This is a genomic window from Psychrobacter sp. 78a-MNA-CIBAN-0178 (assembly GCF_040309625.1).
GTDB classification, from domain to species: domain Bacteria; phylum Pseudomonadota; class Gammaproteobacteria; order Pseudomonadales; family Moraxellaceae; genus Psychrobacter; species Psychrobacter okhotskensis.
In genome coordinates this window covers 1-11,919 of sequence record NZ_JBEOOZ010000020.1, presented here as the reverse complement: position 1 = coordinate 11,919, position 11,919 = coordinate 1, and the positions used below count along the sequence as shown (strand labels likewise).

Here is an 11,919-nt window from a genome sequence, read left to right as displayed (position 1 = left end):
AAGCTAATAACAGCGCTAAGTGACATCTTTTAGAAATAAGTGACTTCTTTTAGAAAGGATCTTGCTGGTAAATGGTTAAAAAAACGCCACAAAACCCGCTAAATTTTTGCTTGTGACTGTCTATACTTAACAGTTACTGCTACAGTAGTTTCAATACATATTGCCTCACTGCATACTAGAACGACGATAAAGGATTATCAACATGACTGACTTTCATACGGGTCTGGGCAAAAATGCTGCCAACTACCAACCGCTTACTCCTATAGATTTTATTATTCGCAGCGCGCAGGTTTATCCTGACAAAACTGCGATTATCTATGATGACCTAGAGCACAATGACCTCACGCAGACATGGCAACAGACTTACGATCGTTGTCGGCAACTGGCTGACGGCCTGCGTAAACTCGGTATTGATAAAAACGATACCGTCGCAGTCATGATGCCGAACACCCCAGCGATGGTCGAATGTGCATTTGGTGTACCCATGTCAGGCGGCGTACTTTGTACCTTAAACACCCGTCTCGATATCAATGCGCTTACCTTTTGTCTGCAACACTCAGAAGCCAAAGTGCTGATTTTGGACAGCGAATTTGCTGAGCACGCTGAAATTATTGATGAAGCGTTTCCCAACCTCATCATCATTCATGCAACCGATGCTGCTGTCGATACCGAGCATTTTGGGCAAATGACTTATGACGAGCTACTTGCCAGCTCCGACAGTTTAGACAATTGGGAAAAACCATTAGACGAATGGGATGCCATTGCCCTCAATTATACCTCTGGCACAACTGGCAAACCCAAAGGTGTGGTTTACCATCATCGTGGTGCGACACTGAATGCCCTCTCCAATATCTTAGATTGGGATATGCCCAAGCATCCTATTTATTTATGGACGTTGCCGTTATTTCATTGTAATGGCTGGTGTTTCCCATGGACGATCGCTGAGCGTGCTGGGGTCAATGTCTGCTTGCGTAAGATTGAAGCTGATTTAATTTTGCAGCTAATTGCTAAGCATAAAGTCAGCCATTATTGTTCAGCGCCTGTGGTACATAATATGATTGCTGGCGGCAAACCTGAATATAAAGAAGCGATTAACCATGAAGTGCATGGCTGGGTCGCTGGTGCGCCGCCGTCTGAAACTATGCTTGCCGCTATGGAAGCAATGGGCTTTCATATCTCCCATGTTTATGGTCTTACTGAGGTTTATGGGCCGGTCACCGTCTGTGCAGAACAAGAAGAATGGGATACGCTTGATGTCGCGGCCCGTGCGCAAAAGAAATCACGTCAAGGGGTCACGTCACATTTGATGACTGGATTTGAGGTCTTTAAACAAGGCACCACTGAATCCGTTGCTGCTGATGGCGAAGAGATGGGCGAGCTGGCACTGCGCGGTAATATGGTGATGAAAGGTTATCTAAAAAGTCGTAAAGCCACCGAAGAAGCCCTTGCCGACGGTTGGTTCCGCACCGGTGATTTGGGCATCAAATATCCTGATGGCTACATCAAAATCATGGACAGGCTTAAAGATATCATTATCTCAGGCGGTGAGAACATCTCTAGCATCGAAGTCGAAAACGTTTTATATAAAATGCCTGAAATCCAAAGCTGTGCCGTCGTCGCCGCGCCGCATGATAAATGGGGCGAAGTACCCGTCGCCTTTATCGAAATTCATGAAGGCAGCACCTTACAGCGCGATACCGTCATGGAGCATTGCAAACAGCATTTGGCGGGTTTTAAAGTCCCTAAATATATCGTGTTTGCAGAAATTCCAAAAACCAGCACGGGTAAAGTACAGAAGTTTGAGCTGCGTCAAGCCGCCAAATCATTGGCACATGAAACGCCTAAAGTCACGGCCAGTACTAAATAATAGCTTTTGAGAAACTTGCGCTTTGAGCAACGTGCATAAAAAAGGGTCAGTCTAATCATTAGGCTGACCCTCTTTTCTTTAATTAAAAACATAAAACTTATTATTATAGGCGGTCCGCCATAACATGAACACAGAGCTACTGGTATTAATTTTGCGCAGCCTCTGTCTGCATAGGCACAGCAAGCAAGGAAAATTAATATCAGTAGCGCGTTATAATACTGGTACTGATTTTATTTAGGACTGACTATAACCAAACGACTAATCAAGCTTAGGTTCAAGCCATTGATAAACTAGCATGCCGACGATCATCGCTGGGATAAAGACATAGGCCTGCCATTGTCCTGTCCCAAGTAGCACGATACCCGGTCCTGGGCAAATACCCACCAAGCCCCAGCCGATACCAAAGAGCATCGCCCCGACTAGCAACTTCTTATTAATATCAGTTTTAGTTGGCATCTCGATTAAGGTGCCAATCCAGCTATTCTTTTGGCGCTTAGCCAATTGCACGCCGACCATTGCCACTATCAATCCGCCACCCATCACCAGTGCTAGAGAAATATCCCATGCACCAAAAACGTCCAAGAATCCTTGGACTTTCACAGGATCAGTCATGCCTGATATCAGCAGCCCCAAGCCAAATAATAGCCCAGCCAGTAATCCAATTATATTTTTTAGCATTATTGTGTCTCGCACTTAATATGTTAATCCAAGCTGTTATAAGCAGCTTTTATAAATAGTATTAACGCCGCCTGAGCAACGTGCCGCCTATATCGCTACTTAAATCATGCCCAAAATATGACGACCAAGATAAACCGTCATAACACCAAAGAGCATAAAGGTTACTGTTGCTACCATCGAGCGTGGTGACAGGCGTGCATTACCGCAGATTCCATGACCGCTGGTACAGCCTGAGCCCAAACGCGTACCGAAGCCGACCAGCAATCCTGCGCCGATTAATAAGGGTAAAGAGGTGCTGATTTCGACATCAGGTAGTGGTCTTGCCAGCTGATATAGCAATGGTGAGACGATGAGACCAAATATAAAAAGCACTTGCCACATCTCGACGCGCTTGGGCTTTAAGAGGCTTGAAAAAATACCACTGATGCCGGCAATACGGCCAATGCCTAACAGCAGGATGACAGTCGCCACTCCCAACATTAAGCCACCTACTGAAGATATCGGTGTAAATGCTTGCCAGTCTACTTGTATGCTCATAATATTTACCTAAGCTTATTTTCATCCAAAATAACTTTAAAATCATTTTATAAAAAAACATTATATTATAAAATATAATAAAAAGGTAAAAAAAATACTGAACCTATTGTTATAAAGGCTCAGTATTTTTAAGTTGAACATACCTTTTGCAAAAATTTGAGTAGTAAGTAAAACAAGCGTAAGCACTACACCAAGTAGGCTAAGTAAGTTTTACGCAGCTAATCATATTTTTTGGATAGGTACTATTTCGCCAATACTTTATCAAGCGCGCTTTCAAAGCGTTGTACCGCACCATCAACGTCTGTCAATTTATCTAAACCGAATAGACCCAAACGGAAGGTTTTAAAATTTTCTGGCTCGCCAACTTTTAGCGGTACGCCAGCAGCGATTTGCAAGCCCGCCTCAGCAAAGGCACTACCTTTATGCATGTCATCACGCTCAGTGTAAGCTACCACAACGCCTGGCGCTTCAAAACCTTTTGCCGCAACGCTTTCGACGCCTTTGTCTTCTAGTACTTTACGAATACGGTTGCCAAGCTCCCACTGCGCCTCAGACAGTTTGTCGAAGCCAACTTCTTTGGCCTCATTAATAGTATCGCGGAACTGACGCAGGCCATCGGTTGGCATCGTTGCATGGTAAGCATGACCACCATTTTCATAGGCGCGCATGATGTTTAACCATTGCTTAAGATCGAGACTAAAGCTATCAGATTCTGTGCTCTCGACTTTTTTGACGGCAGCGTCGCTAAGCATGACAAGACCGGCACAAGGGGTGCTGCTCCAGCCTTTTTGTGGCGCGCTGATAAGCACGTCAATGCCCAAGGCTTTCATATCGAGCCATACACAACCTGATGCGATGCAATCGATGACCAATAAGCCACCAACGCTATGGACGGCTTCGCCCAATGCTTTGATATAGTCATCTGGTAAAATGATGCCAGCTGAGGTTTCGACGTGCGGAGCAAAGACGATGGCGGGTTTTTGTTCTTTGATTTTTGCTACAGCGACGTCGATATCGACTGGTGCAAATGGCTTTGGCGCTTCCGTATCTTCCGTACGATCAGCGGTTAATACCTTCGATGACTTAGCAATGTTGCCTTTTTCTAAGATTTGCGTCCAACGATAGCTAAACCAGCCATTACGGATAATCAGACAATCTTCATCCTTTGCCAATTGACGCGCGACAGCTTCCATCCCATAAGTGCCAGAACCCGGCACGATAGCAACGGCATCGGCGTTATAGACTGACTTTAGCTCACTAGATAAGTCGTTCATTACTTGTTGAAAGACCTTGGACATATGGTTAAGGGCGCGGTCAGTGTAAACCACTGAATATTCTAATAGGCCATTTGGATCAATATCTTGACGTAATGCAGTCATGGAACGCTCCTAGTTTATGGTTAGATAATTTGATGGCGCTTAAGTCTCAGTACAGCCATATCCAAATATGGATAAAGCCTAGGTATTAATACCGGATAAGAAACCAGAAAGCGACTAAATAGGCTAAAAATGAATATTGATAAAGCCTATAAACACTAAGCCAATATATTCATAGCCACACGCTTAGCGAACACCAGTACGGTATCTTAATCCAAACCATTTAATTAATGAGAGCTTGATATTAGCACTGATACCGAGGGTTGACAACGATACGTCTAGGCAATGATATGACTTGCACTGTTGACTGTTTATTGGTAAATGCGGCGCTCATCAACGTCGACGATTGGTATCTTTTAGCCCTGAGACAACGAAATCTAACAATTCACTGTCCCCTTCGCGCGCCGCTTTGCGCATCAGCTTGGATGGCGCATGGGTCAAGGTTTGAGTTAAGCGTCTCGACAGCTCGGTGATGATATCTTCAGGGCTAGCACCTTCAGCGTTCAGCTTAGCAATGGATTCATTGAGCAATTTATCCACTTGGTCGTGGGTACGCTCGCGATACTGCTGAATGTCTTTGCCGACTTGGCGCACTTGAAAGCGTCGATCCATTTCAACGACCAATTGACTAACGAGCAGCTCCGCATCTACTGCTGCTTGCCGACGCTGTTCAATATTGCCCGCGATGACATGTTGCAAGTCATCGACAGAATACAGATACACATCATCGATACGGCTCACGGTCGAATCGATATCACGTGGCACCGCCAAGTCTATCATCAGCATTGGCTGATAACGGCGACGTTTCAGCGCTTGCAACGTCATGGTTTTATCAATCAATAAATCCATACTACCACTACAACTACTCACAATATCGGCTTCCGCCAACACTTGCGGCAACTCTTGTAAAGCTCTGACTTCCACACGTCGTCCAGGCTTGCGCAGTTCAGCCGCTAGAGCCTCAGCACGCTCAGGATTGCGGTTACAAATAATCACCCGCCCTACCCCAAGTCCGGCAATATGAGTGGCGACTAGACGATTCATTTCACCAGCGGCGACCACCAACAGAGTACGATTGGGCAAGTCATCAAAAATCTGCGTGACCAGCTTGGCAGCAGCGAAGCTAAGCGATACTGCTTGAGCGCCAACCTTGGTCTCATTACGTACCCGTTTGGCAGCAGCAAACACCTGATCGACAATCCAGCCTAGCTGATTGCTCAAGGCTTTTTGATCTTGCGCCAGATGTACAGAGCGCTTAATTTGACCGAGTATCTGCGGTTCGCCCAATATCATAGAGTCCAGCCCGGCAGCGACGCGCAGCCAATGAGTCAGCGCATGAGTATCACGGTGCACATAAAGATAAGGGTCAATCTCTGCAAGCGACAATTGCTTAAAGTTAGCCAGCCAAGTTTTAATCTTCATGATATGGGCGCTGACGGCCGCTGAGGAGACAGTATTGTTGAGCGCCATATTGTTAGGCTTACCACTAGAGTCACTGCCAGAAGAGGATAACTTGGCATCATCGACATTTGGCTGTGCTGGCACAAACAAGGTCTGCGGCACGATGGCATAAATCTCAGTGCGGTTGCAGGTGGAGACGATCACGCTGCCATCAGTAAAGGCCTCTAATTGCTCAAGGGCAATAGTCACGTCTTCGCCCACGAGCGCCAAGCGCTCTCGTAGAGCGACTGGTGCGGTTTTGTGATTGACCCCAATGACCACTAATCTCATTATTGATAGACCATAAATATAACGTTCACCTGCCAGTCAAGCATGCGTATCGTTTGCCAGAAGCAGTTTTTGTAAGTTAAAAGGCAGTTTTTAGCAGACAGCGCTTAAAGGAAAACCTAAAATCGCTTATTATATCATTATTGCCAGCTTTATTTAATACTCGCCCACCTGTGATGACTATTTGCTTGTATCTGGTTGACTGTATCTGGGCGCATGAGTAACAAATCAACTACCTCATAAACTTTTAAGACGATTATTTGAGTAACACGGGCGCTATTGTTTATCCCCTCAATCTAATCTTATAATGTTGGTCATGGGTACTGGCTACCGATGTCTGTTTTAAAATCAACACGATAAAATTGCCTTATGAATGGGTAAACAATAGGTGTATACGGCTATTTATGATTTTTTTTGAGTCATCATTTCGATCACAACTTGTGCATAACGATCAATCTAGCCTTCGCGCTTTATTACACGTCATTATTGAACGTCTATGCCAACGTTATAAGCTAACATTATCGTTGGCCATTTGTTTGTGCCTAGCCTCACCCACTCAGGCCAATCCGCTCGACCCATCTGATATTCATAACAGTCAATCCTCAGTAAACCAGCCTTCAGCCGCAATGATGAATACAGATGCGGCTAATCGCGAATGGTCTATCAAGGATTATGATGTCGATAATACATTTGCCAATGAGCCAACACAGAATGAGTCAACAACGACCGTAACCAGCGTAGCAAATGTAAATAGCTTAGCACCGACGATTGCCGCACAACCGACGCTGACAGAACCAAGCTTATATGCGCTTTTGGACGCAGAATTTGCTGCTGATCGCAACGATACACGCCGTGCTGTGACGATTTATAAGCAGCAATCCTTTAAAGAAGATGCGACCGCAGTGTTTGAGCGCGCGCTTAGCTTATCTTTGCGTAATGAAGGTATCGAGGACTCCTTGCAGTTTGCCAAAACGTGGCAAGACCAAAACCCCGATCATGTACCAGCATGGTTTTACGTGGCGCATTTGGCCTTGCGTGCGCACGACTATCTGTTGGCGGGTGAGACCTTAAATCGTATCTTGCGTTATGACCCTAGGGCAGACTTAAGCGAAATTCTTATCGGCATTTATCCCAACACTGATGATGACAAGCGTGAATTACTCGCCGCCCTACAGCCACTGGATAGTGAACAAAATGCCTCGTTGTCGGTGTTAAAAGCAGGCTTGCTTTACCAATTCAACGAACCTGAGATCGCCATCGTCCATATCAATCGCGCGCTGGAGCGTCAGCCTGACTATGTGCCTTTTATTACCCTAAAAGCCGATATATTGCGCAAAATAGAAGCGCCAGAGACGGTGATTAACTATGTCAGCCAAGCGCGCCTGCGTAACCCCGACAGCAAAAACTTATACCTATATGAGATTCGCTACTTATTGGATCTGAAACAAAGCGAGCAAGCGTGGCAGCTATTACTAGCGGCGCACAATCGCTTTAGTGATGATGCTGAGATTACCTTATTGGCCGCATTGGTCAGCTTAGACATCGAAGAATATTCTAGTGCCGATCGGCTACTCAATATGTTAGCAAAAAGCCCCGCTTACCTTGACCAAGCTTATTATTACCTTGGTATCAGTGCCGAGCGCCAACAACGCTTTGAGCAAGCCAAGTACTATCTGAATGGCGTCATGCAAGAAGACTTGGTGCTAGAGGCGCGTAAAAAAGTCGTGGGTTTTGAATTGCTTAACGATGACGTAGACGCCGCCATCGCCACCTTAGAAAAACTACGCAAAGAATTCAGCGTCTTTGCCCCTGATACTTATGTGCTGCAAGCCGATATTTTGTGGCAGCAGAATGAGCCAGATGAAGCGCTGCGTTTGTTGACGCGAGCGGCGCGCAAATATCCTAATAGTGAGATGCTACTGTTTGCCCGTGCTCAGCTGTTAGATGATAAAGACGACTACGTGGTCAAACGCACCTTGCTCAATCACTTGCAAGCGCTCGATCCTAACAACCTCTCTTATCAGCTCAGTTACGCTCAGCTATTGCTGGCCAACGAGCGTAGCTCTGCGCAAGGCTTGGCGCTAGCGACAGCGATTATCCAAATCCGCTACGATGATCCGCGTTACGATAACGAGCTGCATCTGCAAGCGCTCAACGTACTAGCAAGTAATGCCTTGGCCAATGAAGACTATCGCCAAGTGATTGACTATCTACAAACCCCTTACGACGTCTTACCGACTCTACGCTCAGGAACGCTGTTGCTGCGTGCTTATCAAGGTCTGGGCGATAATGACAAAGTCGACGCCTTACTCACCGACCTACAGCAGCGCTTCTCGTTTGGGCAACACAATGTTAATGACCGCATACAGCTGTATTAACAGCGGTTTGGATTATCTTCAATCAATATTTTGTATAAATAATCAGTTATACCATTACGCCAGTCATTCAAGCACAAGTTATCAAAGCTACAAGGCACTTATAAGAAGCTAACAGCGGCGTATAAATGGGTAACAAATTCAGCTTAAGCTATTATCTTTGTTAATTTTGAGGAAGTATCATGTCAGTATTACAAACAATCCCTTTTCAAGCCAATAAACTGGGTCTATTGACGGCTTTGACAGCAGCCATTTTGGTGACGACTGGCTGTCAATCGTTAAAAGCTAACAGTGGCACAAACCAGCCTAGTAGTACCGTACAGGGACAAAGCGTCCAGCAGCCACAAAAACTTGAGAGCTTCAATATCACTGGTAAAATTGGCGTTACGACACCTGCTAATGATGCTAACGGTGCCCAAGGCGGCAGTGCTTTTTACGCGTGGGGACAACAAAGCGACCGCTTTGCGATTGAGTTGATTGGCGCGCTAGGCATTGGCAAAACCAACATCGAATATAATGGTCAATCAGCGACCTTAGTCAGTGAAAAGACCGGAACCTTAACTGCTGCTGATCCTGAAACCTTGCTCAAAAAAGCCACGGGCTGGCAAGCGCCGATATCCCAAATGCCCTACTGGATATCTGGTCGCCCAGCGCCTTCAGACAGCGCACCCACTCTTGACAATCAAAATCGTTTAATCAGTTCAGTGAACGGTGAATGGCAAGCCAGCTTTACGTATAAAGGCAATGATAAACTGCCAAACAAAATCAGCGCCGTACAATCACAAGGCAATAAAGTCGTCATGACGATTGACCATCAGAATCGTTAAAGCATTGAAATATTGAGACATTCATAAATCAAATGGCGATGCAAAATAATATGAGCGCTAAAACGACCATCACTCGCTTATCCCCAGCAAAAATCAATCTGTTTTTGCACATTACTGGTAAGCGTACTGATGGCTATCATAATTTACAAACCGTTTTTCGCTTGCTCGATTGGGGCGATTATCTCCATTTCTCAGTCATGAATAAGACGACGATTTTTACGGTAGACAATACGCTAGATGCGGATAAGCTTTGTCATCAGCTACTGATATTGACTGGCGCAGACGCAATAACGGTCAGCATTGAAGACAATCTCATTTTTAAAGCCGCACGCGCATTGCTAGCGTTTGCCATAGAATCAACCAAACTACCTAAGCAACTAGCGTCAGTGCAAATTACTCTAGATAAGCATTTGCCGATGGGTGCAGGCTTGGGTGGTGGTTCGTCCAATGCCGCGACAACTCTACTAACATTAAATGAGATTTGGCAGCTGAATTTAACGTGTGAGGAGCTTATAGAAATCGGTGCAAAAGTGGGTGCGGACGTACCCATATTTATCTTTGGGCAAGATGCGATTGCGATGGGTATTGGCGAGGAGCTGACAGCGATTGATTTGCCTGAGCAGCAGTATTTAGTGCTAACACCAAACGCGCATGTGAATACCGCCAAACTGTTCGCCCATCCTGAATTACAGCGCGATATTACGCCACTGTCAATTGAGACGATTAAAAATCAGTCTAATGACTATGATCAACATTTAAATGCGCCTTACCAAAATGTCTTTACGCCCGTGGTTATCAGCCTTGCCCCTGCTGTCGATGAAGCGCTTCAGTATTTGCAACGTTTAGAAGAGCAAGCACTAGGAACAGCACGAATGACTGGCTCTGGTAGTGCGGTATTTTTGCCGTTAGATGTGAATGTTGCTAGTGATAAGGCACTCTTGGCAAAGTGGATTAAATGTGCGCCTTGTGAAGGGTATGTAGTTAGGAGTTTGTAGCTAGTCATTTTTTACAATTCAGAGCTTGGTTTCGATAATATAACCAGTACATACCAACATATTCCAGCTAAACCAAGATATAGCACTGATAGACCAAATTTATGAATGGCAAAGTGAATTATGCCAGCCAAAGCAGCACAAATGGCTACCGTCAAAAATAGAATAATTCCAATTGCACCAGCGCAACCCGCTTCATTAGCGGCTAATTCTTGAGATTTCTTTAGCGTTTGCTCTTCTTCAATAGACCTTTTAGGCGTGGCTTTTCTAAGCCGCTTATCATGTTTGTAGAACCAGTAACTAGGAAAACCAAATAGTAGGAACGTTAAAAACCATTGACGACGATCTGTACGCTGCTCTGCCCTAAAATAAGCAAGCTGATCTTCGTATCTGTATAGCTTCTTGCCATCAACACTGATTTCATATACGACATTACCAATCCAGGTACCTGGCTGATAGAGAATATTCGCGGTTTGTCCAGAATAACCATAGGCTTGACTACAACTATCACGGTCATAATATTTACAATGTAGCCTTGTATCCCTAATTAGTAATGATGATGACGTGTTCTTACCTACTCGACGGTTAAATGGCTCATCTGGAATAACCCCACTCACTTGTTCTAGCTTAGTTTTATCTTCAGCAATTTTTGTAAAAGATATACTTGAGTTAAAGAGAAATGTAATAATTATAATAAATGGTATGATACCGGTAATAACATTATACCCATTACTCGAAATAACAGGCTTAAGGTAGGTTCGCGTTACTAGAGCAGATAAAATTAAAAAGAAAAGCATATAGGCTGAAACCATAGAGTCAGCGATAAAAACACCTATCACTGGAAATACTATCGCGTAAACTAAACTTGTATAAAAAAACTGCTTAGGCGTTGGTTTAACGAACCACTGTTTTATACCCAAGAAACTATCCCTTATTGGCTATTTATATAAATATAATTATTTGACTTCTATTGTATGTAATTTAAAGAACTGTAGACATTAAGTATAAAGAATTTTTTTATATTTTAAAAAATGTTGCTCTAGACAAACCCTATCTAAGCTCACCTATGCAATCCTACAATAAAATGTCATTAACTCGTCAATTCTTATGGTCGATTTCTGCCATTCACCTATCAAAACCATCCCATTACGAATAAAAGCCATAAAAAGCCGCAAATGACTTGCAAAATCTGAAAATCTACTTATAATAGGTCGCCTCAATAGGGGTATAGCCAAGTTGGTAAGGCATCAGGTTTTGATCCTGACATCCGTTGGTTCGAGTCCAGCTACCCCTGCCATTTTTAGTTCGGATTGCTGTTTTATAGCAATTGACAACACCTTTCCTATTTCGGTATAGTTCGCAATGAACACCGTTAGGGAACGCCGTCTTAGACGGTTAATAGGTAACGACGCTAGTCTAATTTTTTATTAGTATTCAGCGCTCGTACTGCCTAGTACATTACAGGGGTATAGCCAAGTTGGTAAGGCATCAGGTTTTGATCCTGACATCCGTTGGTTCGAGTCCAGCTACCCCTGCCAT

The 11,919-nt window shown here is 44.4% G+C and carries 9 protein-coding genes and 2 tRNA genes; 6 read left to right on the top strand and 5 right to left on the bottom strand.

Annotated features, from left to right (window positions below):
- The first annotated feature begins 202 nt into the window (after nucleotides 1–202).
- On the top strand, nucleotides 203–1,867 hold the full coding sequence (locus AAEY80_RS10850; RefSeq protein WP_201582472.1) for an AMP-binding protein: 1,665 nt from the start codon (nucleotides 203–205) through the stop codon (nucleotides 1,865–1,867).
- A 258-nt stretch (nucleotides 1,868–2,125) separates the two neighbouring features.
- Here the strand turns inward: AAEY80_RS10850 and AAEY80_RS10845 are convergent, their stop codons facing one another.
- The 4 genes from AAEY80_RS10845 to hemA form a co-directional block, all read right to left on the bottom strand.
- Nucleotides 2,126–2,545, bottom strand: coding sequence for a DUF6691 family protein (locus AAEY80_RS10845; RefSeq protein WP_025651879.1), 420 nt, complete (start codon nucleotides 2,543–2,545; stop codon nucleotides 2,126–2,128).
- Between the two features lie 99 nt (nucleotides 2,546–2,644).
- Nucleotides 2,645–3,082 (bottom strand): YeeE/YedE family protein, encoded by a 438-nt coding sequence (locus tag AAEY80_RS10840; RefSeq protein ID WP_201582473.1) that lies wholly within the window; start codon nucleotides 3,080–3,082, stop codon nucleotides 2,645–2,647.
- Nucleotides 3,083–3,324: 242 nt separating this feature from the next.
- On the bottom strand, nucleotides 3,325–4,461 hold the full coding sequence (locus AAEY80_RS10835; protein WP_201634145.1) for an aminotransferase class V-fold PLP-dependent enzyme: 1,137 nt from the start codon (nucleotides 4,459–4,461) through the stop codon (nucleotides 3,325–3,327).
- A 330-nt stretch (nucleotides 4,462–4,791) separates the two neighbouring features.
- Nucleotides 4,792–6,189 carry a glutamyl-tRNA reductase gene (hemA, locus tag AAEY80_RS10830; RefSeq protein ID WP_025651876.1) on the bottom strand — a complete coding sequence of 466 codons (1,398 nt, stop codon included), beginning with the start codon at nucleotides 6,187–6,189 and terminating at the stop codon, nucleotides 4,792–4,794.
- 533 nt (nucleotides 6,190–6,722) lie between these two features.
- Between hemA and AAEY80_RS10825 the strand changes: the two genes are divergently transcribed.
- From AAEY80_RS10825 to ispE, 3 genes are all read left to right on the top strand, one after another.
- Nucleotides 6,723–8,564 carry a tetratricopeptide repeat protein gene (locus AAEY80_RS10825; RefSeq protein ID WP_227689019.1) on the top strand — a complete coding sequence of 614 codons (1,842 nt, stop codon included), beginning with the start codon at nucleotides 6,723–6,725 and terminating at the stop codon, nucleotides 8,562–8,564.
- A gap of 179 nt (nucleotides 8,565–8,743) precedes the next feature.
- Nucleotides 8,744–9,388, top strand: a complete 645-nt coding sequence (lolB, locus tag AAEY80_RS10820) for a lipoprotein insertase outer membrane protein LolB (protein WP_201634139.1) — start codon at nucleotides 8,744–8,746, stop codon at nucleotides 9,386–9,388.
- 50 nt (nucleotides 9,389–9,438) lie between these two features.
- Nucleotides 9,439–10,383, top strand: coding sequence for a 4-(cytidine 5'-diphospho)-2-C-methyl-D-erythritol kinase (ispE, locus tag AAEY80_RS10815; RefSeq protein ID WP_227689017.1), 945 nt, complete (start codon nucleotides 9,439–9,441; stop codon nucleotides 10,381–10,383).
- An 11-nt stretch (nucleotides 10,384–10,394) separates the two neighbouring features.
- Here the strand turns inward: ispE and AAEY80_RS10810 are convergent, their stop codons facing one another.
- Entirely contained in the window at nucleotides 10,395–11,300 is a 906-nt protein-coding gene (locus AAEY80_RS10810) for a hypothetical protein (RefSeq protein ID WP_025651872.1), read from the bottom strand.
- A gap of 301 nt (nucleotides 11,301–11,601) precedes the next feature.
- Here AAEY80_RS10810 and AAEY80_RS10805 point away from each other — a divergent pair.
- Nucleotides 11,602–11,677: transfer RNA gene (locus AAEY80_RS10805), tRNA-Gln, on the top strand.
- A 165-nt stretch (nucleotides 11,678–11,842) separates the two neighbouring features.
- Nucleotides 11,843–11,918: transfer RNA gene (locus tag AAEY80_RS10800), tRNA-Gln, on the top strand.
- Nucleotide 11,919 lies beyond the last annotated feature (1 nt).